Raw genomic sequence first — 23,909 nt, 5'->3', positions numbered from 1 at the left:
GCCTCGGGAGGATACCGGTCATGCATATCCGCGCAACAGAACCGCCCACCGCGCCGCCCGTCGGGGCCGAGGCCGTGCCGGACAGCCACGGCCTGAACCTCTACCGCGCCGATCCCTGGGCGGCGCCGCTCCTCGGCCTCTACCTGCCGCCCGATCTCGTCGCGCATCTCGCGCCGCATCTCGACCGCATGGGCGCGCTGGCCGGCGGCAGGCTGGATGAGCTCGCCGGCATTGCCGACCGCAACCCGCCGGTGCTGCGCCATCGCACCCGCCGCGGCGAGGATGCGCAATCCATCGACTACCATCCCGCCTATCGCGCCCTGGAGCAGGTGGCCTTCGGCGATTATGGGCTTGCCGCCATGTCGCATCGCGGCGGCGTGCTGGGCTGGCCGGCGCCGATGCCGCCGGCCGCCAAATACGCGCTCACCTATCTGTTCGTGCAGGCGGAATTCGGGCTCTGCTGCCCGCTCTCCATGACCGATGCGCTGGCCCGCACGCTGCGCCGCTTCGGCGACCCGGCGCTGGTCGCGCGCTACCTGCCGGCCCTGACCGAGACCGACCTGGATGCGCTGCGCCAGGGCGCGATGTTCATGACGGAGCAGGGCGCGGGCTCCGACATCGCGGCGACCGCGGTGCTGGCCGAGGAGGCGGCGGACGGCACCTGGCGCCTCACCGGCGACAAGTGGTTCTGCAGCAATGCGGATGCCGGCATGGCGCTGGTGCTGGCGCGGCGCCGGGGCGGGCCCGCCGGGCTGCGCGGCGTCTCGCTCTTCCTGCTGCCGCGGGAGCGGCCCGATGGCAGCCCCAACGCCTATCGGATCGTGCGGCTGAAGGACAAGCTCGGCACCAAGAGCATGGCCTCGGGCGAGGTGCGGCTGGAGGGCGCGACGGCCTTCCTGGTCGGCGATCCGGAGGCCGGCTTCAAGCAGATGGCCGATATGGTCAATGCCTCGCGCCTCTCCAACGGCATGCGCGCCGCCGGGTTGATGCGCCGGGCGGTGACCGAGGCGATGGTCGTCGCCCGCCACCGCATCGCCTTCGGCAAGCGGCTGATCGAGATGCCGCTGATGCGCCGCCAGCTCCTCAAGCTGATCCTGCCGATGGAGCAGGCGCGCAGCATGGTCTTCCAGGCGGCCGAGGCGCTGCGGCGCAGCGATGCCGGCGAGGAGGGCGCCTATGCGCTGCTGCGCATCCTGACGCCGCTGCTGAAGTTCCGCGCCTGCCGCGACGCCCGCAAGGTGACGGGCGACGCCATGGAGGTCCGCGGCGGCTGCGGCTACATCGAGGAATGGCCCGATCCGCGGCTGCTGCGCGACAGCCATCTCGGCAGCATCTGGGAGGGGACGAGCAACATCGTGGCCCTCGATGTGCTGCGAGCGGCGCAGCGCGAGGGCTCGCTGCCGGTGCTGCGGGCGCATGTGGCGACGCTGCTCGGCAATGGCGCGCGTCTGCCGGAGGCGCTGCCGCTCTTCGATCGGGCGGCAGCGCTCGCTGCGCGGGCGCAGGAGAACCCGGCCCTGGCGCGGCAGGCCGCGAGCGCGCTGTACCACCTGACCAGCGCCGCGGCGATGGCCTGGGAGGCGGAGCGGCTCGAGGATGCGGAGCGGCTGGCGCTGGCGCGGCTGGTGCTGCGACACCGGGTGCTGCCGCGCGACCCGCTGGCCGAGGCGGATGAGCCGGTGCCGGAGGCGCTGCTGGCCAAGGCCCTCGCCTGACGCCGATGGACGGCGCCGGCCCCTCGCCCCGCGCCGGCGCATCCTCGAGGCAGCAGCCGCGGAATTCGCCGCCAAGGGGCCCACGGGCGCCCGGCGTTTGAGACGCAGGCCGGTGGAACCGTCCTGCGCGCGGTATCAAAAGGCGCGCTGCCCCGTTGCCGGCAGGTCGGGGCCGCTCCGCGGCAGCACGGTGCCAGGCTGTGTCGGCGCCGCCCGGGTCAGCACGTCGGCGAAGGTCAGGGTCAGCAGGAAGGCGACGAAGACCAGCGAGGCGAAGGCGGTGAGACGGAGCAGCGGGTCCGGCTTGCGGAGATGCATGAACAGCAGGACGACCAGCAGCGCCTTGGCCGCCGCGATCCCGAGCGCGACGACGAGGCCGAAGCGCCCCAGCGGGACATAGGCAAGGGCCAGGGTCGCGCCGAGCAGCGCCAGCAGCGCGGCCCAGACCGCCAGCCGCCCCCGCCAGATCGCCGCCGCCCCGGTCGGCGCCGCCTCGCCGAGGCCGCTCATGCCCGCCCCGCGAGGTAGAGCAGGGGATAGAGGAAGATCCAGACGATATCGACGAAATGCCAGTAGAGGCCCGCCACCTCGAAGGCGGGGCTGCGCAACGGGCGGCTGCGTCGCCAGGCCTGCCAGAGCAGCGTGGCGGTGACGCCGAGGCCGATCGTCATGTGCAGCGCATGCACGCCCGTCAGCAGCCAGTAGAAGGCGAAGAAGATCTGCGCCGCCGGCGCCGGCAGGGCGAAGCCCGGCCCGGGGAGGAGGTGCCTCTCAATGTCCTCGCGGTACTCGAAGCCCTTGACGACGAGGAAGGCGAGCCCGAAGGCGATGGTGGCGGCGAGGCAGGCCAGCGTCAGGCGCCGCAGCCCGGCCCGTGCCCCTTCCGCCGCCACGGCCATGGTCAGGCTGCTCGTCAGCAGGATCGCGGTGTTGAGCGTGCCGTAGACCACGTTCGTCTCGCGCGCCGCGGCGAGGAAATCCGCGTTCCAGAGCGTGCGGTACACCGCATAGCCGGTCAGCGCGCAGGCGAAGAACATCACCTCGCTGCCGAGGAAGACCCAGAGGCCGAAGCCGGCCGCCTCGCGCTGCCGCCGCAGGCTGCGCCATGGCTTGCGCAGCGCCGTCGCCGGCATGGCGACGGCGCTCAAGGCTGGTGCCCCTGCGGGCGCTGCGCCGCCCGCTCGATGGCCGGCGGGCCAGAATGCTCGGGGTGGTAGTCGTAGGGGGCCTGCGTCACGACCGGCGGGGTGGCGAAATTCTCCGCCGGCGGCGGCGAGGCGGTCTGCCATTCGAGGCCCGTCGCCTCCCAGGGATTGGCCGTGGCGCGCTTTCCCCAGACCAGCGACCAGGCGAAGTAGCCCATGGGCAGCAGGTAGGCGGCGGCGAGCACGACGGCACCGGACGAGGCGAGCACGTGCCAGACCTGGAACTCCGGCACATAGACATGGTAGCGCCGCGGCATGCCGAGGAAGCCCATGACGAACATGGGGAAGAAGGTGAAGCTGAAGCCGAAGAACATCATCACCGCGGCGAAGCGGGCCCAGCCCTCCGGGTAGAGCCGGCCGGTGATCTTCGGCCACCAGAAGGCCAGCCCGCCATAGAGCGCCGAGACCGCGCCGCCGACCATGATGTAGTGGAAATGCGCGACGACGAAATAGGTGTCCGTCACGTGCACGTCGACCGGGATCGAGGCCAGGAACAGGCCGGTCAGCCCGCCGATGGTGAACAGGCCGACGAAGCCGAGCGCATAGATCATCGGCGCGTCGAAGATGATCTGGCCGCGATAGAGCGTGGCGGTCCAGTTGAAGACCTTGATCGCCGAGGGCACGGCGACGACGAAGGAGAGGAAGGAGAAGGCGAGGTTGGCCAGCATCGACTGGCCGGAGACGAACATGTGGTGCCCCCAGACCAGGAAGCCGACCAGCGCGATCCAGAGGATGGCGTAGACCATGAAGGAATAGCCGAAGACCCGGCGCCGCGCGTAGCAGGCGATCAACTCCGAGATCACCCCGAAGGACGGCAGGACCATGATGTAGACGGCGGGGTGGCTGTAGAACCAGAACAGGTGCTGGAACAGGATCGGGTCGCCGCCGCGCAGCGGGTCGAAGATCGGGATGCCGAAGGCCCGCTCGGCGAAGATCAGCAGCAGCACCATGGCCAGCACCGGCGTCGCCAGCACCATGACGATGCTGGTCGCGTAGATCGCCCAGACGAAGAGCGGCAGGCGGAACCAGGTCATGCCCGGCGCCCGCAGCAGGTGCACGGTGGCGATGAAGTTGACGGCGGTGGCGATGGTCGAGAAGCCGGCGATGAACACGGCCGCCGCCGCCGCCAGGACATGCCCGTTGGCGAAGGCGGTCGAGAGCGGCGTGTAGAAGGTCCAGCCCGTATCGACCCCGCCGGCGAGCAGCGTATAGATTGCCAGCCCGCCGGCGGTGATGAAGATGTACCAGCTCAGCAGGTTCAGGCGCGGGAAGGCGAGGTCCTGCGCCCCGATCATCAGCGGCAGCAGGAAATTGCCGAGGATGTTCGGGATCGAGGGCAGCAGGAAGAACCACACCATGAGCACGCCATGGAAGGTGAAGGCGCGGTTGTAGGCATCGTCCGAGAGCAGGTCGGCCTGCGGCGTGAACAGCTCGATCCGCATCGCCACCGCGCCGGCGCCGCCGAGGAAGAAGAAGAAGGTGATCGCCGCCATGTAGAGCAGGGCGATCCGCTTGTGATCGGTGGTCAGCAGCCAGGAGGCGAGGCCGGTCCCGGCCGTCAGGTAGCTCTCCCCGGGCGCCGGCGCATCGGGGATGTCACGTTGCACCAGGGCCTCGCTCATCGCCGTGCCTCCCCGAGGGATTGGATGTAGGCGACGAGCCGCTGCAGGTCCGCCTCGTCCACCAGCCCCTCGAAGGCGGGCATGATCGGCTCGTAGCCCGCCACCACCGCCCGCTTCGGCTGCAGGATCGAATCCCGCAGATAGGCCGCGTCGGCCTGCACCCGTTGCCCGTCGGCCAGTTGCACCGGGCGGCCATAGAGGCCTTCGAGCCGCGGCGCATGCACCGCCGCCGAGGGCGCGTGGCAGCCGGCGCAGCCGAGCGCCGTGAAGAGGGCCGCGCCCTCCCCGGGCAGGTCCTGCTCCTGCGGCTGGGCGGCGACCCAGCGCGCATAGTCCTCGGGCTCCATGACCGTCACCGTGCCGCCCATATGCGAATGCTGGGTGCCACAGAATTCGGCGCAGAACAGCGGGTAGGCGCCGGTGCGGGTCGCCCGGAACCACATCTCGGTGAAGCGGCCGGGCAGCACGTCCTGTTTCAGGCGGAAGGCCGGCACGTAGAAGCTGTGGATGACATCCTGCGCCGTCATCACCAGCCGCACCGCCTCGCCACGCGGCACGTGCAGCGCATCGATCTCCCGCGCCCCGCCCGGATGCCGGGTCTTCCACATCCACTGCTTGGCGACGACATGGATCTCGAGGGCGTCCGGCGGCGCCTCGTTGCCCCGCAGCGCCAGGCTGCTAGCCCACCAGAACAGGAAGAGGGCGAGGAACAGCGTCCCCGCCGTCCAGCCGATCTCGACATCGCGGCGCAGGATCTTCGGCAGCTCGCCGCGCCGGGCCCGCGAGCCGCGGCGATACCGGGCGCAGAAGACCAGCATCAGGCCGCCCACCAGCACCAGGATCACGCCGGCCAGGACCAGCAGCCCGGCGAAGAGCGCATCGATGCGCACCGCCTGCTCGGAGGCCGCGACCGGCCAGAGCGTGAGGCGGCTCACGCCCGCCGCTCCCGCCGCCGCAACAGCAGCAGGCCGCCGCCGAGCAGGGCGAGCGTCGAGACGCCGCCGAAGGCCAGCGCGCCCTGCACGGCCCCGGCATGGCCGGCGGCAAGGCCCTGGCAGAGCAGCTCCACCCGCTCGATCACGCCCATCCCGTTGGGCCGCGCCGCGGCCTGCAACGCCGATCGCAGCGCCGCCGGCGTCGTGCCGAGTTCCGGCAGCATGGCCGCCAGCCCGCCATCCGCCCGCAGGGCGAAGAGGGCGAGCGGATGCAGGATCGCATCCCCCTGCCGCAGGGCGCGGTAGCCCAGCGCCGCCTCGGCCCGCGCCAGCGCCGTCGCCGGGCCGGCCAGGAAGCGCGCGGTCTCGGCCAGCGCCGTGCCCTCGCCCAGCCAGGCGCGCCGCATCGCCGCCGCCTTGGCCGGGCCGTCATCGGGATCGAGGCCGAGCACCACCAGCCGGTAGTCGCGGCCCGGACGCAGCCCGGTGCCCGGCAGGGTCGCGGCTGCGAGGCCGAGCGCCGTGCCGCAGAGCGCCGCGCAGTCGTAGTCGGCGAAGGCGAAGAGCGCCGGCAGGCCGTCCAGCGCCTCGCCCGGGGTCAGGCCATGGCCCGCCGCGTCGCGCAGGCGGAGATCGAGCGGCAGGGCCGCGCCCGGCGGCGGCTCGGCGACGGGCGCCTCCGCCCCGGCCGCCGCGGCGGGTCCGAGCGCGGCGAGCGTCAGGACGCCCCGCCGCCTCATCGTTGCAGCTCCGGCCAGCGTGGCGGGTCGGGCGGGTCGTAGGCGGCGGCGCCCCGGGCGGCGATCATGGCCATGGCGCGCGCGACCGGGATGCGCACCTGCCCGGCCGCCCGGTCCGCCCAGCCATAGGCCGAGAGCCGGGCCCGCTGCGCCGCCTGGTAGTCGCGCAGCTCGCCGGCCGGATCGCTCTGCAAGGCGGGCGGCGGGAAGGCGGTCGGCGGCAGGGCGCTGGGCCCGGCGAGGTCCAGGCTCCGCGCGAAGAGCCAGGAGAGTCCGAGCACCGCCGCCACCAGCCCGAAGGTGCCGAGGCCGATCGCGACCACGATCCAGGACCGGATGTCCTGCGTTTGCCGCCGCGCCGTCGGCCGCGTCTCAGGCGCCATGCGGCACCTCCCGGCGCAGCCGGGCGGCGAAGGGGCCGCCGGCGAGGCCGGCCCAGATCCCACCCACGGCCAGGCTGCCGAGCAGGCCGGAGAGGGAGGCCCAGGGCCCGAAGGGCGGCCCGACCAGCCAGAGGATGTGCAGCAGCACCCCGAGGAGCACGCCGGCGCCCACCCAGGCCAGGCAGCGCGGGCTGCGGCGGGCCGTCGCGGGCAGCAGCGCCAGGACCGGCAGGATGGCGGCGAGGCCGAGCGCGCCATACTCGATCGGGCGCCAGGGCAGCGCCGCGCGCTGCAGGTACCACGCCGCCTTCTCCGGCAGGTTGCCGTACCAGGCGACGAGGTACTGGGCGAAGCCGAGATAGGCGGCGCCGAGCGCCGCGGCCAGCAGCAGCCGGGCCAAGTCGCCGGCCTTGCCCGCATCGCCCGCCGGTGCCGCCCGCAGCGCCGCGCAGAGCGCCAGCGCCGAGAGGAGTTGCAGCAGGCCGAGCCACAGGCCGAAGGCGGTGGAGCGGAAGCCCGGGGCGAGGGAGAGCACCCAGTCGAGGCCGAGCAGGCTCACCGCGACGCCATGGAAGATCAGCGCCGCCGCGCCGAGCGCCGGCCGCCGCCCGCGCCCCTGGCCGGCCAGCAGCAGGCCGAACAGGCTCCAGCCGGCCAGCGCCAGGATGCCGCGCAGGGCGAAGCCGGTCAGGTTCAGGTACCAGCGCGCCACATCCGGCTGCGGCGCGGCCGCCGGGTCGGCGACCCAGGGCCAGATTGCGGCCGGCGCCAGCAGCAGCGGCAGCGCGAGAAGGGCGAAGACCGGCAGGGTCGCGGCCGCCGGCGCCAGCACCGGGGCGCAGGGCGCCAGCCACCGCCCGCCGGTCAGCGCGTGCACCGCCAGCAGGGCATAGGCGCCGAGGGCGATGCCGAGCCAGAAGAGCAGCCCGGCCAGCAGGCCGGCGAGGGCGAGGCGCGGCGCGGCGAGACCCCAGGCGACGAGCAGCGCCGCCGCGGCGAGCCCGGCCAGACAGAGCCGCCCGGCCCCGGCGCCGAGCCGCCCGATCGGGCTCATGGCAGGTGCTCCCGCGCATCCGGCACCGCCGCCAGCGGCACCGAATGCGCGAGCTGCAGGGCGCGGACATAGGCGATGATCGCCCAGCGATCCGCCGGCGCCACCCGTGCCGCATAGCTGTACATGACGCCATAGCCCTGGCTGATGACCTGGAAGAAATAGGCGGCGGGCGCGGCGCGCAGCCGGGCTTCGTGGTAGCTCGGCGGGCGCGGGAAGCCGCGGCGGGGAATCATGCCGTCGCCATCCCCCGCCGGTCCGTGGCAGGGGGCGCAGAAGATGCCGTAGCGTTCCTGCCCGCGTGCCAGCAGGGCCGGCGTCACCGCCGGCGGCATGGTGGCGTCGCGTGCCGGCGCGCCTTGGATGTCGCGCGCCGGCGCGCCCTGGATGCCGCGCGCCAGCGCGCCCTGGGCGACGACGCCCTCCGGCGGGGCGCGCGCCGCCGCGCCGTCCGGCCAGAGGGTGGACGTCCCCTCGGTGGCGAGCCGGCGCTGCTGCGCCATCTCCTGCCGGCAGGCGAGGAGGGCGAGCGGCAGCAGCAGGATCGCCGCGCGCCTCATCCAACCTCGCGGATCGAGAGCGGCCCGAGCCCGTCGAGCAGCGCGGCGAGGCGCGCCGCGTCCACCGCCGGATCGGCGATGGCGAGGAAGAAGCGGTCCTGGCTGGCGCGCTCGAAGCCATGCGCGGCGAAGACCGGATGGTGCAGCCGCGGCAGGCCGGTGGCGAGGAGGAAGCCGACCACCCCGGCGAGGACGGCGCCGAGCACCATCGCCTCGAAGGCCGGCACCAGGAAGGCTGGCCAGCTATGCAGCGGCCTGCCGCCGGAATCGAGCGGATAGGCAAGGACCGCGCTGTACCATTGCAGGCCATAGGCGAGGAGGAAGCCGGCGAGGCCGCCCCCCAGCATCCCCAGGCGCAGCCGCGTCGGTGGCAGGCCGAGCGCCTCGGGCAGACCCTCGATGGCGAAGGGGACATGCGCGTCGATGTCCCGCCAGCCGGCGTCGCGGGCGCGCCGCGCGGCATCGAGCAGCGTCGCCGGGTCGCGGAACTCGGCCAGCAGCAGCGGCGCCGCGCTCATGCCGCCCCTCCCTGCTCGTGCCGCTGCTTGTTCACGTCATGCATCGCCACCGCCGGCAGCAGCCGCACGAAGCACAGGAACAGGAGGGCGAAGAGGCCGAAGGAGGTGGCAAGCGTCAGCCAGTCCCACAGCGTCGGCTGGAAGAGGCGCCGCATGCTGGGCAGGTAGCCATGCGAGAGCGTGTTCCAGATGATGAGGATGCGCTCCAGCCACATGCCGACATTGACCAGCACCGCGACGCCGAGGAGGACGGGCAGGTTGGTGCGCAGCCGCCGCCACCAGAGGAGCTGCGGCGCCAGCAGGTTGCAGGCGAGCATCGCCGCATAGAGCGGGGCATAGGGGCCGGTGAACTGGAAGCGCAGCACGCCGCGTTCGGCGGGGTCGCCGCCATACCAGGCCATGAACCACTCGGTCAGGTAGGACAGGCTCATCACCCAGGCGGCGGCGAGGATGACCTTGCCCATGGCGTCGAAATGCCGGTCGGTGATCAGCGCCTGCAGGCCGAGCCCCCAGCGCAGGATCACCGCCAGCGTCACCACCATGGCGAAGCCCGAGAACAGCGCGCCGACGACGAAATAGGGCGGGAAGATCGATTCCTGCCAGCCCGGCATCAGGCTGGCGGCGAAATCGAGCCCGACCACGCTATGCACCGAGACGACGAGCGGCACGGCGAGCGCGGCCATCGCCCGATAGACCGCGTCATGCCGCTGCCAATGCCGCGCCGAGCCGCGCCAGCCGAAGGCCAGCACCCCATAGGCGAGGCGCGCCCCGCGGGACCGCGCGCGGTCCCGCAGCGTGGCGAGGTCGGGGATCAGGCCGAGATACCAGAAGAGGAAGGAGAAGATCAGGTAGCTGGCGATGGCCGCGAAATCCCAGACCAGGGCGCTCCGCCATTGCGGCCAGAGCTCCATGCTGTTCGGGTAGGGCGCCAGCCAATAGGCGCGGTAGGGCCGGCCGAGATGCAGGATCGGGAAGAGGCCGGCGATGCTGGCGGCGAACAGCGTCATCGCCTCGGCGAAGCGGTTGATGGCGGCGCGCCAGGGCTGGCGCGTCAGCAGCAGCAGGGCGGAGATCAGCGTCCCCGCATTGCCGATGCCGATCCACCAGACATAGTTGGCGATCGGGAAGCCCCAGACCACGGTGGTGTTGTTGCCGTAGAGGCCGATGCCGGCGACCAGCACCCAGGTGATGCAGCCGAGGAAGCCGAGCGTGACGAGGCCGGCGAGGAGGAAGGCGATCCACCAGCGCCGGCTGGCCGGGCGCCCCAGCACCGGATCGGCGACCAGGCCGATCACCCCGGCATGGCTGGCCGAGGGCGGGCCGGGCTCGGTCGCCGCGGCGCTCATGCGCCATCCGGCTCCAGCGCCGGGTTCGGGTTGCGCACCCGCTTGAGATAGGTGGTGCGCGGCCGCGTGCCGAGCTCGCCGAGCAGCGCGTAATGGTGCGGCTCGCGACGGAGACGGGCGGGGCCGGACTCCGCCTCGCGCAGATTGCCGAACTGGATGGCGCCGGTCGGGCAGGCGGCCTGGCAGGCGGTGACCACCTCCCCCGGCGCGAGGCCGCGATCCTCCTTCTCCGCCGCCCGCCGCGCGGCGCTGATGCGCTGCACGCAGTAGGTGCATTTCTCCATCACGCCGCGGGCGCGCACCGAGACCTCCGGGTTGCGCTGCGCGGCCACGACAGGCGCGCCCTGGTTCGCGTATTCCTGCCCGTCGGCATAGCCGAAGTAGTTGAAGCGCCGCACCTTGTAGGGGCAATTGCTCTGGCAGAAGCGGGTGCCGATGCAGCGGTTGTAGACCTGCAGGTTCAGCCCCTCGCTGTCATGCACCGAGGCGGCGACGGGGCAGACCGGCTCGCAGGGCGCCGCCTCGCACTGCATGCAGGGGACCGGCTGGAAGCCGGGCCGCATGGCGCCGCCCGCCTCCTGCACATAGGTGTCGATGCGCAGCCAGTGCATGTCGCGGCCCCGAGCCACCTCCTCCGGGCCGACGACCGGGATGTTGTTCTCCGCCTGGCAGGCCAGGATGCAGGCGTTGCAGCCGATGCAGAGCGTGGTGTCGATGGCCATCGCCCAGGCCGTCGGGCCCGGCGCCTGGGGCGGCAGGAAGCTCGGCCTCTCGGCGGCGGCCGGCGCCGCCGGGCCCGCCTGCTGCACCGCCGCCAGCGGCACCAGCGGCAGCAGCGCCCGCGCCTCGCCCTCCAGCCGCTGCTCCTGCTGCGCCAGCAGCGGTGGCGCGCGCCGCCCGGTCGGGCTCAGGCGCAGCCCCGGCCGCACCCAGGGCGCCGCGGAGTGCCGCAGCCGATACGCATCCGCGCCGACGCCGTCGCCGATCGCGCCGGCGCGCTGCCGGCCTTGGCCGAGGCTGAGCGCGACGACGCCGGCCGCGACGCCGGCATCCGGCATCGCCGTCGCCTCGAGGCTGCGGCCATCGAGGTCGAGCCGCACCACATCCCCCGCCGCCACGCCATGCCGCGCCGCATCCGCCGGCGCCAGGCGCGCGGCATTGCCCCAGACCTGGCGGGTCAGCGGCTGCGGGCATTCCTGCAACCAGGCATTGTTGGCGAAGCTGCCGTCCCAGACGGCCGGATCGGGGCGCAGCAGCAGCGTCAGCCCGGCCGGAGGCGGCGATGCGGGCAGGGGCGGCAGGCGCGGCTCGCCGAGAGGGACTGCCGGCGCCGCGCTGTCCGGCACCACGCCATCCTGCAAGGCCTGCCGCCACCAGCCCTCGAATTCCGCCTCCGTCCGGCCGCCGCGCCAGCTCGCCCGCACCGCGGCATGCGCCGAGAGGTCCGGCTGGCCGAGCAGCAGGCCGAGCAGCGTCGCCGGCGAGCGGCTGCCATAGAGCGGCCGGATGAGCGGCTGCACGATGCTGGCGGTGCCGTCGCGCGCCCGCAGATCGCCCCAGTCCTCCAGCGCATGCGGCGCCGGCAGGTGCCAGGTGCAGGCGGCGGCCGTCTCATCGGCATGCAGGCCGTGATGCACGGTGCAGGGCACGCGCCGCAGCGCCGCGGCGACATCGAGATCGGCCGGCGCGTCATAGGCCGGGTTGCTGCCGAGGATGAGCAGCGTGTCCACCTCCCCCCCGCGCATCGCGGCGAGGAGATCGGCGAGCGGCGCGGCCCCGGGCCGCACCGGCGCCACCGCCCGCAGCGGCGCGGCGAGGCGGGCATTGATCCAATGCACCAGGGCGTGCAGCTCGGGCGCCAGCGCCTCGCCGGCGAGCAGGAGGGCGGCGCCCTGGTTCGCCCGCAGATCCGCCGCCGCGGCGCGCAGCAGCCGGGCCTCGGCCTCCGGCAGCTCGGGCCGCGGCAGCGGCGCGCCAAGCTCCGCCGCCAGCCAGGGGATGATGGCGTGGAAGGCCGCCGGCGGCACGGCGAGATGATGGTCGGCATTGGCGCCGGTCAGCGACATCGCCGGCTCCAGCGCATAGAGCCGGTTGAAGCGCGTGCCGCCCGCCCGCGCCTGGCGCCGCTGCGCGAAGTCCCGCGACAGGCGGATCTGGTCCGGGCCGGGGCCGAGCGGATCGGCATCGAGGCAGAGGATGACCGCGGCCCGGTCGAGCGCCGGCAGCAGGTCGAGCCCCTGCCCGAAGGCCAGTGCGGCGCCGCGGCGGGCATTCGCCTCGTCCAGCGGCAGATGCGCGTGCCATTGCAGGCGCGGCAGGCTCTCGCGCGCGGCGGCGATCAGGCGCAGCAGCGTCGGCGAGGTGAGCGGCCCGGTCAGCAGCCGCAGCCCCTCGCCCTGGCGCGCCCGCAGCGTGTCGAGCCGCGGCAGGATCTCCGCCAGGAAGCCCTCCCAGCTGGCGATGCGCCCCTGCCGGCGCGGGCTGCGCGAGCGGTCGGGGTCGTAGAGCTGCATCAGCTCCGCCTCGGCGAAGAGGTCGGTGGCGCCGAGGCTGGCGGGGTGCCGCGGATTGCCCTCGACCTTGACCGGCCGGCCCTCGAAGGCGGTGCAGAGCACGCCGCGGCCATAGCCGTTGAGCGGCAGGGCGGTGGCGTAGCGCTGCGCGACGCCGGGGATCAGCCCCTCGGGCGCCCGCACATAGGGCAGGATCTCCTCCTCCGGCTCCGAGCAGGCGACGAGGTTGCCCGCCAGGGCGGCGCCGATCAGGCCGAGCGCCGCCTGCCGCCGCGTGAGGCCGCTCACCGGTGGCATACCGAGCAATCCGTGAGATGCGCGGTGCGGATGCCGTAATGCCCGATCAGCGCCGCGCCGCGCGCCGCCTGGTCCGCGGGCGGCGTCCAGTGGCCGGCATAGATCTCCGATTCGGGGCGCAGATGCGGCGCCGGGTCGCGGTGGCAGCCGAGGCACCAGCCCATGGTGAGCGGCGCCGCCTGGCGCATCAGCGGCATGCTGTCGACCGGCCCGTGGCAGCTCGTGCAGCCGACGCCGTTGCGCACATGCACGCTGTGATCGAAATAGACATAGTCCGGCAGGTTGTTCACCCGCCGCCAGCGGATCGGCCGATCCTCCGCCAGGCTGCGTCGCACCGGCGCGAGCATCGCCGCATTGGTCCAGAGCTGGGAATGGCAGGTCATGCAGGTCTCGGTCGGCGGCAGGCCGGCGAAGCGCGAGACCTCCACCCCGCCATGGCAGTAGCGGCATTCGAGGCCGAGGCCGCCGACATGATGCTCATGGCTGAAGGGCACCGGCTGGTCGGGCGTGATGCCCTGGCCGGTGACATAGGGGGAGTATTGCAGGGCCATCAGCAGCCCCAGCAGGCCGAGCGGCAGCAGCACCAGGGCCAGGAGGGCGAGGCGGGCCACCAGCGTGGCCCAGGGCGGGAAGAGCTGCGCCTGCAAGGCGTCGCGCGGTGGGCGGGCTTCGTCGGGATCACCATGCACCGCTCATCCGCCCCACCCCTGGCCGCAGGCGCATCGCATCCGGCCTGGCCGCGTGCCCTGCCAACGCGGGCGGCGGGGATGGGTTTGCCCCGGCCCGCCGCGGGATCAGGCGCGGGACAGACGCGGCACGATGCCGGCCGGGGCGACGGCGCGGGCCGGGTTGGAACGCGGCCTCAGCCGCCGTAGTCGCGGTCGGCGCTCTCCGCCGTGACATAGCCGTCCAGCACGTCCTCGCGCAGCGCGGCGCGGTCGCGCCCGGCCGGCGGGCCGTAGCCGCCGGAGCCCGGCGCCTCCACCGTCACCACCGCGCCTTCCGGCGCGGTGAAGGCGCCCTTGCCGGCCAGCACCCGTTGCGTGCCGTCGGGCAGGGTGATCCAGAGCCGGGCCTTGCTGCCCGGCAGGCCGCCGGCCTGGCCGAAGGGCGGCGTCACCTGCCGCTCGAAGCACATGGCGCCGCGCAGCGCATGGCCCAGCACGCGCCAGGAGCGCCGCACGCCGAGGCCGCCGCGCCAGGTGCCGGCGCCGCCGCTGTCCGGCACCAGCGCGTATTCCTCGACGCGCAGCGGCGCGCTCATCTCCAGCACCTCGATCGGCGTGTTCAGCATGTTGCTGATCACCGCCGAGACGGCGTTGATGCCGTCCTTCACCGGCCGCGCGCCGAAGCCGCCCTTGGTGCTCTCGTAGCTGACGAAGCGCTCGCCGCTGCGGTAGTCGATGCCGCCGAAGGTGGTGATGCCGCTGGTGCCCTGGGAGCCGGCCAGCACCCGGTCCGGCGTGATGCCGTACATGGCGGCGAAGACCATCTCGGAGACGCGGTGCGACATCTCGTGGTTGGCATAGACCACCGGCGCCGGCTCCTGCGCGTTCACCACGCTGCCGGGTGGCGCCGTCACCGTCACCGGCCGCCAGCAGCCGGAATTCGGCGGGATCAGGCTGTCCGGGTCGACGATCATCTTCAGGGCCGCATAGACGCCGGAGGCGGTGACGCTGAGCGGCGCGTTCATCGGCCCCGGCACCTGCGGGTCGGAGCCGGCGAAATCCGCGGCGATGGTGTCGCCGCGCTTGCGGAGCGCGAGCCGGAGGCGGAACGGGCGGTCCGCATCCTCGCCCGGCTCCAGGATGCCGTCGCCGTCGATGATATCCTCGAAGCCGGCATCGCCATCCGGCAGCGCCCGCAGCGCCTGGCGCATCATCGTCTCGGAATAGTCGAGCACCGCATCCATGATGCGCAACAGCTCGTCGACGCCGTATTTGCCGGCAAGGCCGATCATCCGCTCCGCCGCCCGCCGGTTGGCGGCGACCTGGGCGCGGATATCGCCCAGCCGCTCCGCCGGGGTGCGGACATTGGCGAGGATGATGGCCTCCACCGACGGGTCCGGCTTGCCGTCGCGGTAGAGCCGGACCGGTGGCAGGCGCAGCCCCTCGCCATAGATCTCCGTCACCGCGCCGTAGCTGCCGGGCGTGGCGCTGCCGATATCCGGCCAATGGGCGCGGACGCAGCCGAAGCCGAGCAGCCGCCCCTGGTGGAAGGCCGGCATCACCACGTTGACGTCCGGCAGGTGCGAGCCGCCGCGATAGGGGTCGTTGTGGATGAACACGTCGCCCGGCGCGACATCGGGGAAGGCGCGCGCCACGCTGCCGACCGCATCCGGCATGGAGCCGAGATGGATCGGCAGGTCGGGCCCCTGCGCCACCATCTCGCCGCGGGCGTTGAAGATGCCGCAGGAATAGTCGCCCGCCACCTTCAGCAGCGGCGAATAGGCGGTCTTCGCCAGGACGATCTTCATCTCCTCGGCGGCGGCGAGCAGCGCGTTCTTCACCACCTCGAAGCGGGCGGGATCGATGCCATGCAGCGGGTCTCGCATCAGCCGTCTCCCCGGGTCATGCGCAGCAGCCCGTGCTCCGCCACCGCCGCCACCCAGCCCGGCGGGACCAGGGTGGTGGAATCGAGCGCCTCGAGCACCGCCGGGCCGGGCACCGCCGCGCCCGGCGCCAGGCCCTCGCGCCAGAGGATGCGCGTCGGGCGCAGGGCGCCGTCGAACCAGACGGGCCGCTCGCCTGCGCGCGCGGCCTCGGGGCGGCAGGGCTGGGCCAGAGTCAGCGCCGGTTGGCGGCCGATGGCGCTGAGGCGGAGGTTGACGAGCTGCACCGGCTCGGCCTCGTTCGCATGGCCATAGGTCTGGGCGTGGCGGGCATGGAAGGCGGCGGCCAGCGCCGAGAGGGTCGCCGCCGTCACCGGCCCGTCCTGCATCGGCACCGTCAGCTCATAGGCCTGCCGGCGGTAGCGGCAATCCGCCTGGCGCAGCAGGGCGCGGCGATCCGCCGGCACGCCGGCGGCGTCCAGCATGGCGAGGCCCTCGGCCTCCATCGCCGCCACCACCTCGGCGATGCGCGCCGGATCGGCGGCGTCGAGCGTGGCGTAGAGGGTGCGGGCATAGTCGCGCCGCAGGTCGGTCGCCACCAGGCCGAGCGCCGAGAAGGCGCCGGGGCCGGGTGGCACCACCACCTCCGGCACCCCCAGCTCGGCGGCGAGGAAGGCGGCATGCACCGGCCCGGCGCCGCCGAAGGCCATCAGGCTGAACTCCCGCGCATCATGGCCGCGCTCGACCGAGACGATGCGCAGCGCGTCGCACATATTGGCGTTCACCACCTCGACGATGCGGGCCGCGGCCTCGAGGACCGGGAGGCCGAGCGGCCCGGCGACATGCTCGGCGACCGCGCGCTCGGCGGCGGCGCGGTCGATCCGCAGCCGGCCGTCGAGCAGCGCCGTCGCGTCCAGGTAGCCGAGCAGGATATTGGCATCGGTCACCGTCGGCCGGGTGCCGCCGCGGCCATAGGCGGCGGGGCCGGGCATGGCGCCGGCGCTGTGCGGGCCGACCTTCAGCGCGCCGCCGGGATCGACCCAGGCGATGCTGCCGCCGCCGGCGCTGACCTCGGCCAGATCCACCACCGGCACCCGGATCGGGTGGCCGGTGCCGGCGACGAAGCGCTTGCCGTTGACGCTGCCGCCGACCTCGTACTCCGCGGTCACCGTCACCGTGCCATCGACGACGGTGCTGGCCTTGGCGGTGGTGCCGCCCATGTCGAAGGAGAGGATGTTGGGCAGGCCGAGCTGCCGGCCGACCAGCGCCGCCGCCACCACCCCGGCGGCCGGGCCGCTCTCGACGATGGCGGCCGGCATGCGCAGGCATTCCGCCACGTCCAGCACGCCGCCGCCGCTGCCCATGACATGCAGCGGCGGCAGGCCGAGCTGGCCGGTCGCCGCCTGCAGCCGCGCCAGGTAGCCCTCCAGCAGCGGCCCGACATAGGCGCAGACCGCGGTGGTGCTGGCGCGCTCGTATTCCCGGATCTCGGGCAGCACCTCGGAGGAGAGGAAGACCCGCACCCCCGGCAGGGCGGCGCGCAGCAGCGCGCCCAGCCGCCGCTCATGAGCGTCGTTGAGGAAGGAGAAGAGCAGCGAGACGCCGACCGTCTCGGCGCCCGAGGCGCGGATCGCCTCGACCAGCGCCGGCACCTCCGGCTCCGCCAGCGGCGTCACCACCGCGCCCTGGGCGTCGATCCGCCCGGTGATCTCGAAGCGGCGCCGGCGCGGGATGAGCACGCTCGGCCCGTCCTGGAACAGGTCGTAGAGATCGGCGCGGGCGCTGCGCCGCAGCTCCAGCAGGTCGCGGAAGCCACGGGTCGAGACGAAGGCGGCCCTGGCGCCCTTCTGCTCCAGCAGCGCGTTGGTGACGACCGTCGTGGCATGCGCGAGCAGCGAGACCTCGGCGGCCGCGATGGCGTTGCCGGCCAGCGCCTGCCGCAGCCCCTCCAGCACGCCCTGGCCGAAATCCGGCGGCGTGGTCAGCACCTTGGCGACGGCCAGGCGCCCCGTGCCCTCCTCGACCAGCGCCACATCCGTGAAGGTGCCGCCGATATCGACGCCGATGCGCCAGGCCATGCGTCAGCCCCGCCGGGGCGGCAGGCGGGGGGCGGGCGGTGGCGTCATGGGCTGATCCTCCAGCGCGGTCGGGCCATCAAACCGGCCATGACCGCCGCTGGGAAGCACCTATCGGGACCCGGAGCGCGGAAGATGCGGCCGGTGCGGCGCCGGCTGCGCAGCGGGACGGCAGGGCTGCCCAGGCCGGCGGCAGACCGGATATCCTACAGCGCCCGGGACAGGCTGACGAAGACCGCGCGCCGCAGCCCGTACTGCTCCGCGCTGACCCCGATGCCGGTGCCGTCGCGGAGCTGGTAGATCCGGTCGCCGATGTTCAGCAGGTCGAGCCGCGCCGTCCAGCGCCCGGCCCGCGGCAGCTCGAACTCCTGCGCCAGGCTGAGATTGGCCGTCAGGTAGGGCGTGACATGCTCGCTGTTGGCGAACCCCCTGCGCAGCCCGCTGGCATAGACGAGCGTGCCCCCGACCGTGCCGCCGGGCCAGGGCCGGTAGCCGAGGCCGGCCGAGCCGGTGATGGTCTGCAGGTGGTCGAGCCGGACATATTTGCCGCGGGCATAGGCATACTCCGCGGGATCGAGGAGATACTGGTTGGAGACGGGGTCGCGCCCCTCGGCCCGGCCATAGGCGAGGTTGCCATGGGCGAGCAGCGGCCCGTCGCGGTAGCTCGCCGTCAGCTCCACGCCGTAGAGGCGGCCGTCGCGGTAGTTGTAGGGCGAGAAGATGTAGGCGGTGCCGAACTGCCCCAGATCCTGCAGGTTCCGCGACTGCCGGTAATAGGCCTCGGCGCCGAGGGTGAGATGCTCGCCGAGCGCCTGGCGCAGGCCGAGATTGAAGTAATGCGCACTCTCCGGCAGCACCGGGCCGATGCCCGGCACGGCGGGCGCGGCCGTGGTGCCGGCATAGAGGGGCAGGGTCGGCCGGGCCAGCAGCTCCGCCGGCGGCGGCGTGAAGTAGCGGGCATAGCCGAGGGCGAGGGTCGTCGTCTCCGTGGCCCGCCAGACGAGGTTGGCGCGCGGGCTGAGCTGCGACCCGTCGGCCGGCCCCTGCACGATGTCGAAGCGGGCGCCGAGATTGGCGGTCAGCCGCTCGGTGAGGCGCCACTCGTCCTGCAGGTAGAGGCCGTAGAGCTGCTGCGTCAGCGTCGCGCGGTCGGCGATGGTGCGGGGCGCGTCGAAGGCGTTGCCGGCGGCGTCGAGCGGCAGCACCGTGGTCGCCATGCGGTTGCGGGTGGTGTCGGTCGAGGCGAGGAGGCCGAAGCGCAGCGTATGCGCCGCCGCGGCGCGCCAGGTGGCATCCGCCTGCAGGCCGATCGAGAGGTTGTTCCGCCGCGTCTCGGCGGCGACGCCGTTTGCCAGCATCTCCCCGAGCAGGTCGGGCAGATAGTTCAGCGAGCTCTGCCGCGCATAGGCCGAGAGCTGGGTGTCCAGCGCGCCCTCAGACCGCTGCAGCGCCAGCACGCCGAAGCTGCCGCGCTGCCATTGCCGGGCGCGCAGATCGGCGCTGTCCAGGCTGCCCTGGCCGAAGGCCGTGAAGCGGGCGGGCTGGTCCGGCACGGCGGGCACCTGGAAGCGGGATTGGTTGGTGCCGGCGATGAGGGCAAGCCGCGTCCGGTCGTCGAGACGGTAGCCGAAGCTGCCAAGACCACGGAGCTGCTCCGTCTCGTTGTTCCGGGCGGTGTAGGCCGGCGTCGGGTTCTCGAAGCCGCGGTCGCTGCGGAGGAAGCTGCCGGTCAGGTAGTATTCGAAGGGCCCGATGGCTGCGCCATAGGACAGGAAGGGCTGCACGGTGCCGTGGCTGCCGCCGCTGAGCCCGGCCGACCCGCCGGGATTCTCGGCGCCGGAGCGGAGCTGCAGGTCGATGACGCCGGCGGTGCGCAGGCCGAATTGCGCCGGCAGCGCGCCGGTGATCAGGCTGACCGAGCGCAGGCCGCGCGCCTCGAAGAGCTGGGCGAAGCCGCCGATGGCCTCGGGGATCATGACGCCGTCGATGCGGTATTGCAGGTTGCGGTGGTCGCCGCGGACATGGATGTCGCCCTGCGCGTCGCCGGCGACGCCCGGCGCCTGCAGCAGCACCTGGCTCAGCGGGGCCGAGCCGCCGAGCGGCAGGCTCTCGATGGCCTCGCGGTCGATCTCGGTGACGCTGGCGCCGAGGGCGGGAGGGATGCGCAGCCGTGCCGCCTCGGAGGGGCGGGCCTCGACGACGAGCTCCGGCAGCTCGGTCGGGGCGGCCTCCGGCTCACCGTCCTGGGCCCGGGCCTCGGCCTGCAGGCAGCCGCCGGCCAGCAGCAGCAGGGGCCAGGGTATCCGGCGCCCCGGCGCCGCAGGATGCCTCGCCCGGTCCCGTCGCCGCATGCCTCTCCTCCATGATGTAGCCTATGGAACACTATAGGGCATGGCGACCAGGGCAAGCGTAATGAGCCTTCCTCCCGGAATAGGTCATCCAATCCGATGATGTTCCATTGGCTACAAATTGACACTGACCTGCGAAAATGCTGATCTGAGGCGGTGACCTCGTCCGCAGACCTCCCCGTGAAGCCTCCCATGGATGGCGGGACGGCCGGCCCCCCGGCCGAGGCCGTCCGGCACGCCTCCGCCCGCTCCGCCCGGGCCAGCGCCCTGGCCGAGGACTATGTCGAAATCATCGCCGACCTGCTCGACACCGAGGGCGAGGCGCGGGCGACCGACATCGCCCGCCGTCTCGGCGTCACCCATGCCACGGCCATCAAGACCATCGGCCGCCTGAAGCGGGACGGCCTCGCCAACGGCAAGCCCTATCGCGGCGTCTTCCTCACCGAGGCCGGCCAGGCCCTGGCCCGCAGGGTGCGGGCGCGGCACCAGACCGTGGTCGCCTTCCTGCGCGCCGTCGGCGTGCCGCCCGAGGTGGCAGAACTCGATGCCGAGGGTATCGAGCACCATGTCAGCGGCCCGACCCTCGCCGCCTTCGAGCGGTTCCTGGCGGCGCATCCGCCGGCGGGCTGATGCCGCTCAGACACCGGGTGCAACCCTCCGGTTTGCCTGGGCCTTTGCGCCACCGGGCGCGACGCCCGTTCGGGCGCTCGGCCCTGCGGGCCGCAGGCCAGCACGTCCTGCGCCGGGTATGACGGCCCGGCGCCGGCCGCCGGCGTCACTCCGCCGTCGCCGGCAATGCCGCTCGCCCCGTCGCCTTCCTCTCCTGCCCCCGGGGATGCGATGACGGGACCTCGGCGCTGCCGAAGCGCGCATAGAGGGCCGGCAGCACCATCAGGGTGAGAAGGGTGGCGGTGACCAAGCCGCCGATCACCACCGTGGCGATCGGCTTCTGCACCTCGGCGCCCGGGCCGGTCGCCAGCGCCATCGGCAGGAAGCCGAGCGCGGCGACGAGGGCGGTCATCGCCACCGGCCGCAGCCGGTCCAGGGCGCCCTGCCGCACCGCCTCCCGCCGCCCGTGCCCCTCGGCGCGCAGCTGCGCGACCCGGTTCAGCATCACCAGGCCGTTCAGCACGGCGACGCCCGAGAGCGCGATGAAGCCGACCACGGCGGAGACCGAGAGCGGCATGCCCCGCAGCCAGAGCAGGGCGATGCCGCCGGTCAGCCCCAGCGGCACCGCGCTGAAGACCAGCAGCGCCTCGCGCACCGTGCCGAGCGCCGTGGCGAGCAGCAGGACGATGAGGAAGAACGCCGCCGGCACGACGACCATCAGCCGCCGCTCGGCGGCCTGCAGGCTCTCGAACTGGCCGCCCCAGGTGACGAAGTAGCCGGGGGGCAGGGCGATCCCGGCCGCCACCTGCGCCTGCGCCTCGGCCACGACGGAGGCGATGTCGCGGCCGCGGATATTGGCCGTGACCACGACGCGGCGCTTGCCGTTCTCGCGGCTGACCTGGTTCGGCCCCTCGGCGAGGCGGAAGCCGGTGAGGCTGCGCAGCGGCACGCTCGCCGCGCCGGCCGGCCCCGCCCCGGGCAGGGCCACGGGCAGGTTGCGCAGCGCCTCGAGGTCGCTGCGCAGGGCCTCGGGCAGCCGCACGACGATGGCGAAGCGGCGATCGCCCTCGAAGACCCAGCCGGCCTGGCGCCCGCCGATGGCGGTGCCGATCACCTCCTGCACCGCATCCAGGCTGAGGCCGCGCCGGGCGATCTCCGCCTTGTCCACGGTGATCTCGAGGACGGGCAGCCCCGTCGCCTGCTCCACGCGCACATCCTCCGCCCCGGCGATGCCGCGCAGGATGCCGGCGACGCGGTTGGCGGCGGCGAGCATCGGCGCGAATTCCTCGCCGAAGACCTTCACCGAGAGGTCGCCGCGGGTGCCCGCCAGCAGCTCGTTGAACCGCATCTGGATCGGCTGGGTGAACTCGACATTGTTGCCGGGAAGCCGGCCCACCGCCTCCTGGAGCCGGCGGATCAGCGCCGCCTTCGGCAAGGCCGGGTCCGGCCAATGCGCGCGGGGCCGGAGGATGATGAAGGTGTCCGAGACGTTCACCGGCATCGGGTCGGACGCCACCTCGGCGGTGCCGGTCTTGGAGAAGACCACCGCCACCTCCGGGAAGGCCGAGACGGTCTGCTCGATCCGCAGCTGCATCGCCTGGGACTGCGTCAGCGCCGTGGAGGGGATGCGCAGGGCATGCATGGCGATGTTCCCCTCGTCGAGCTGCGGGATGAACTCCGAGCCGAGCCGGCCGCCGAGGAGGAGCGCGCCGAGGAAGAGCAGGCCCGCCCCGCTGATGACCGGCAGCGGCCGGCGCAGGGCGAGGTCGAGCGCCGGCGCGTAGAGGCGCCGGAGGAGTCGGAGGGGCCGGCTCTCCGTCTCCCGCACCCGGCCGGTGACCGCGAGCGCGATCATCGCCGGGACGAAGGTGAGCGAGAGCACGCAGGCGGCCAGGAGCGCGATGACGACGGTGAGCGCCATCGGGGCGAACATCTTGCCCTCGACCCCCTGGAAGGCGAGCAGGGGGAGGTAGACCAGGATGATGATCGCCTGCCCGAAGAGGGAAGGCCGGATCATCTCCCGCGCCGCGGCGGCCACCACGGGCAGCCGCTCCGCGGCCGTCAGCACGCGCCCGAGGGCGTGCTGCCGCGCCGCCAGGTGCCGCAGGCTGTTCTCGGTGACGATGACGGCGCCATCGACGATGAGGCCGAAATCGAGCGCCCCGAGGCTCATCAGGTTGGCGCTCAGGCCGCCCTGCAGCATCCCGGTCACCGCCAGCAGCATGGTGACCGGGATGACCAGCGCGGTCACCACCGCCGCCCGCAGGTTGCCGAGCAGCAGGAAGAGCACGGCGATGACGAGGAGCGCGCCCTCGGCCAGGTTCTTCGCCACCGTCCGGATCGTCGCATCCACCAGCGCGGTCCGGTTCAGCACGATGCGGAGCTCGATGCCGGGCGGCAGGGTGCGGGCGATCTCGCCGATCCTGGCCTCGACCGCCGCCGCCACCGTCCGGCTGTTCTCGCCGATCAGCATCAGCGCGGTGCCGATCACCGCCTCCCGCCCATCGACGCTGCCGCTGCCGGTCCGCAGCTCGCGGCCGGTCCCGACCCGGGCGAGGTCGCGGATCCGCACCGGCACGCCCTCGCGGGTCGCCACCACCACGGCGCCGATATCCTCGATGCCCTCGAGCCTGCCGCCGGAGCGGACGACGTAGCCCTCGCCGCCGCGCTCGATATAGCCGGCGCCGCGGCTGGCATTGTTGCGCTCCAGCGCCTCGGCCAGGTCGGCGAAGGAGAGGCCGAGGCCGATCAGCTTCGCCGGGTCGGGCTCGACATGGTACTGCTTGACATGGCCGCCGATGGCATCGACCCCCGCGACGCCCGGCACGGTGCGGAGCTGCGGCCGGATCACCCAGTCCTGCAGGGTGCGCAGATAGGCGCTGCGATCGAGCGCGGTCGCCAGGCGGCGGCCCTCGGGCGTCAGGTAGCCGCCATCCGCCTGCCAGCCCGGGCGGCCCTCGCCGGCGGCATCGCCCGCGCGGCGCGGCGCCCAGTCGAGCACCCACATGACGATCTCGCCGAGGCCGGTCGAGATCGGCCCCAGCCGCGGCTCGACGCCGGGCGGCAGCGCCTCGCGCGCCTCGGCCAGGCGCTCCAGCACCTGCTGCCGGGCATGGTAGATGCCGACCTCGTCGGCGAAGATGGCGACGACCTGGCTGAAGCCGTTGCGCGACAGCGAGCGCGTCGATTGCAGGCCGCGGATGCCCGCCATCGCCGTCTCCACCGGGAAGGTCACCTGCTTCTCCACCTCCTGCGGCGAGAGGGCGGGCGCCAGGGTGTTGATCTGCACCTGGTTGTTGGTGATGTCCGGCACCGCGTCGATGGGCAGGGATTGCAGCGAGCGCAGGCCGAGGCCGGCCGCGGCGGCGACCAGCAGCACCACCAGCCAGCGCCGCTGCACCGCGATGTCGAGGATGCGTGCGATCATGCTCCGGTGTCCCC

At 73.5% G+C, this 23,909-nt stretch carries 18 protein-coding genes; 2 read left to right on the top strand and 16 right to left on the bottom strand.

Features of this window, described 5'->3' with window-relative positions; translation table 11 throughout:
• Window positions 1–20: 20 nt before the first annotated feature.
• Window positions 21–1,715 (top strand): acyl-CoA dehydrogenase family protein, encoded by a 1,695-nt coding sequence (locus DOO78_RS16165; protein WP_111470899.1) that lies wholly within the window; start codon window positions 21–23, stop codon window positions 1,713–1,715.
• Window positions 1,716–1,850: 135 nt separating this feature from the next.
• Here the strand turns inward: DOO78_RS16165 and DOO78_RS16160 are convergent, their stop codons facing one another.
• From DOO78_RS16160 to DOO78_RS16090, 15 genes are all read right to left on the bottom strand, one after another.
• Window positions 1,851–2,225, bottom strand: a complete 375-nt coding sequence (locus DOO78_RS16160; RefSeq protein WP_111470898.1) for a cytochrome C oxidase subunit IV family protein — start codon at window positions 2,223–2,225, stop codon at window positions 1,851–1,853.
• Window positions 2,222–2,863 carry a cytochrome c oxidase subunit 3 gene (locus tag DOO78_RS16155; protein ID WP_243634575.1) on the bottom strand — a complete coding sequence of 214 codons (642 nt, stop codon included), beginning with the start codon at window positions 2,861–2,863 and terminating at the stop codon, window positions 2,222–2,224. The genes DOO78_RS16160 and DOO78_RS16155 overlap by 4 nt, the downstream gene beginning before the upstream one ends.
• The gene (locus DOO78_RS16150; protein WP_111470897.1) at window positions 2,860–4,542 is read right to left on the bottom strand and encodes a cytochrome c oxidase subunit I; all 1,683 of its coding nucleotides are present in this window, start codon (window positions 4,540–4,542) and stop codon (window positions 2,860–2,862) included. Before DOO78_RS16150 ends, DOO78_RS16155 begins: the two co-directional genes overlap by 4 nt.
• Entirely contained in the window at window positions 4,539–5,477 is a 939-nt protein-coding gene (coxB, locus tag DOO78_RS16145) for a cytochrome c oxidase subunit II (protein WP_111470896.1), read from the bottom strand. Before coxB ends, DOO78_RS16150 begins: the two co-directional genes overlap by 4 nt.
• Window positions 5,474–6,217, bottom strand: coding sequence for a thioredoxin domain-containing protein (locus DOO78_RS16140; protein ID WP_111470895.1), 744 nt, complete (start codon window positions 6,215–6,217; stop codon window positions 5,474–5,476). Before DOO78_RS16140 ends, coxB begins: the two co-directional genes overlap by 4 nt.
• Window positions 6,214–6,600, bottom strand: coding sequence for a hypothetical protein (locus DOO78_RS16135; protein WP_111470894.1), 387 nt, complete (start codon window positions 6,598–6,600; stop codon window positions 6,214–6,216). The genes DOO78_RS16140 and DOO78_RS16135 overlap by 4 nt, the downstream gene beginning before the upstream one ends.
• On the bottom strand, window positions 6,590–7,654 hold the full coding sequence (locus tag DOO78_RS16130) for a hypothetical protein (RefSeq protein ID WP_111470893.1): 1,065 nt from the start codon (window positions 7,652–7,654) through the stop codon (window positions 6,590–6,592). Before DOO78_RS16130 ends, DOO78_RS16135 begins: the two co-directional genes overlap by 11 nt.
• Window positions 7,651–8,211, bottom strand: a complete 561-nt coding sequence (locus DOO78_RS16125; protein ID WP_111470892.1) for a c-type cytochrome — start codon at window positions 8,209–8,211, stop codon at window positions 7,651–7,653. Before DOO78_RS16125 ends, DOO78_RS16130 begins: the two co-directional genes overlap by 4 nt.
• Window positions 8,208–8,729 carry a DUF3341 domain-containing protein gene (locus DOO78_RS16120; protein ID WP_111470891.1) on the bottom strand — a complete coding sequence of 174 codons (522 nt, stop codon included), beginning with the start codon at window positions 8,727–8,729 and terminating at the stop codon, window positions 8,208–8,210. Before DOO78_RS16120 ends, DOO78_RS16125 begins: the two co-directional genes overlap by 4 nt.
• Entirely contained in the window at window positions 8,726–10,075 is a 1,350-nt protein-coding gene (nrfD, locus tag DOO78_RS16115) for an NrfD/PsrC family molybdoenzyme membrane anchor subunit (RefSeq protein WP_111470890.1), read from the bottom strand. Before nrfD ends, DOO78_RS16120 begins: the two co-directional genes overlap by 4 nt.
• Complete coding sequence (locus DOO78_RS16110; RefSeq protein WP_111470889.1) at window positions 10,072–12,885, bottom strand: 4Fe-4S dicluster domain-containing protein; 2,814 nt, start codon at window positions 12,883–12,885, stop codon at window positions 10,072–10,074. The genes nrfD and DOO78_RS16110 overlap by 4 nt, the downstream gene beginning before the upstream one ends.
• Window positions 12,873–13,532 carry a cytochrome c3 family protein gene (locus DOO78_RS16105; RefSeq protein WP_243634573.1) on the bottom strand — a complete coding sequence of 220 codons (660 nt, stop codon included), beginning with the start codon at window positions 13,530–13,532 and terminating at the stop codon, window positions 12,873–12,875. Before DOO78_RS16105 ends, DOO78_RS16110 begins: the two co-directional genes overlap by 13 nt.
• Before the next feature lie 215 nt (window positions 13,533–13,747).
• The gene (locus DOO78_RS16100; protein WP_111470888.1) at window positions 13,748–15,439 is read right to left on the bottom strand and encodes a hydantoinase B/oxoprolinase family protein; all 1,692 of its coding nucleotides are present in this window, start codon (window positions 15,437–15,439) and stop codon (window positions 13,748–13,750) included.
• On the bottom strand, window positions 15,439–17,514 hold the full coding sequence (locus tag DOO78_RS16095; protein WP_111470887.1) for a hydantoinase/oxoprolinase family protein: 2,076 nt from the start codon (window positions 17,512–17,514) through the stop codon (window positions 15,439–15,441). Before DOO78_RS16095 ends, DOO78_RS16100 begins: the two co-directional genes overlap by 1 nt.
• Window positions 17,515–17,717: 203 nt before the next feature.
• Window positions 17,718–19,862, bottom strand: coding sequence for a TonB-dependent receptor (locus tag DOO78_RS16090; protein ID WP_111470886.1), 2,145 nt, complete (start codon window positions 19,860–19,862; stop codon window positions 17,718–17,720).
• 189 nt (window positions 19,863–20,051) lie between these two features.
• On the opposite strand from DOO78_RS16090, the gene mntR reads away from it, so the two are divergent.
• Window positions 20,052–20,489: a manganese-binding transcriptional regulator MntR gene (mntR, locus tag DOO78_RS16085; RefSeq protein ID WP_111470885.1), complete on the top strand. Its 438-nt coding sequence runs from the start codon at window positions 20,052–20,054 to the stop codon at window positions 20,487–20,489.
• Between the two features lie 145 nt (window positions 20,490–20,634).
• Here mntR and DOO78_RS16080 read toward each other — a convergent pair whose 3' ends face one another.
• On the bottom strand, window positions 20,635–23,895 hold the full coding sequence (locus DOO78_RS16080; protein ID WP_111470884.1) for an efflux RND transporter permease subunit: 3,261 nt from the start codon (window positions 23,893–23,895) through the stop codon (window positions 20,635–20,637).
• Window positions 23,896–23,909: the final 14 nt, after the last annotated feature.

Origin of the sequence: Roseicella frigidaeris, assembly GCF_003258945.1 — a bacterium.
In the GTDB taxonomy this organism is placed as follows: domain Bacteria; phylum Pseudomonadota; class Alphaproteobacteria; order Acetobacterales; family Acetobacteraceae; genus Paracraurococcus; species Paracraurococcus frigidaeris.
Note: the sequence above shows the minus strand (reverse complement) of the source record. Positions and strands in the feature narration are given on the sequence as shown.

Excerpts from the sequence above, each read along its gene's own strand:
- DOO78_RS16095 (WP_111470887.1), bottom strand. The coding sequence starts at position 17,514 with ATGGCCTGGCGCATCGGCGTCGATATCGGCGGCACCTTCACGGATGTG.
- mntR (WP_111470885.1), top strand. The coding sequence starts at position 20,052 with ATGGATGGCGGGACGGCCGGCCCCCCGGCCGAGGCCGTCCGGCACGCC.
- DOO78_RS16130 (WP_111470893.1), bottom strand. The coding sequence starts at position 7,654 with ATGAGCCCGATCGGGCGGCTCGGCGCCGGGGCCGGGCGGCTCTGTCTG.
- DOO78_RS16140 (WP_111470895.1), bottom strand. The coding sequence starts at position 6,217 with ATGAGGCGGCGGGGCGTCCTGACGCTCGCCGCGCTCGGACCCGCCGCG.
- DOO78_RS16120 (WP_111470891.1), bottom strand. The coding sequence starts at position 8,729 with ATGAGCGCGGCGCCGCTGCTGCTGGCCGAGTTCCGCGACCCGGCGACG.
- DOO78_RS16110 (WP_111470889.1), bottom strand. The coding sequence starts at position 12,885 with ATGCCACCGGTGAGCGGCCTCACGCGGCGGCAGGCGGCGCTCGGCCTG.
- DOO78_RS16100 (WP_111470888.1), bottom strand. The coding sequence starts at position 15,439 with ATGCGAGACCCGCTGCATGGCATCGATCCCGCCCGCTTCGAGGTGGTG.
- DOO78_RS16160 (WP_111470898.1), bottom strand. The coding sequence starts at position 2,225 with ATGAGCGGCCTCGGCGAGGCGGCGCCGACCGGGGCGGCGGCGATCTGG.
- DOO78_RS16090 (WP_111470886.1), bottom strand. The coding sequence starts at position 19,862 with ATGCGGCGACGGGACCGGGCGAGGCATCCTGCGGCGCCGGGGCGCCGG.
- DOO78_RS16150 (WP_111470897.1), bottom strand. The coding sequence starts at position 4,542 with ATGAGCGAGGCCCTGGTGCAACGTGACATCCCCGATGCGCCGGCGCCC.
- DOO78_RS16165 (WP_111470899.1), top strand. The coding sequence starts at position 21 with ATGCATATCCGCGCAACAGAACCGCCCACCGCGCCGCCCGTCGGGGCC.
- DOO78_RS16135 (WP_111470894.1), bottom strand. The coding sequence starts at position 6,600 with ATGGCGCCTGAGACGCGGCCGACGGCGCGGCGGCAAACGCAGGACATC.
- DOO78_RS16125 (WP_111470892.1), bottom strand. The coding sequence starts at position 8,211 with ATGAGGCGCGCGGCGATCCTGCTGCTGCCGCTCGCCCTCCTCGCCTGC.
- DOO78_RS16080 (WP_111470884.1), bottom strand. The coding sequence starts at position 23,895 with ATGATCGCACGCATCCTCGACATCGCGGTGCAGCGGCGCTGGCTGGTG.
- nrfD (WP_111470890.1), bottom strand. The coding sequence starts at position 10,075 with ATGAGCGCCGCGGCGACCGAGCCCGGCCCGCCCTCGGCCAGCCATGCC.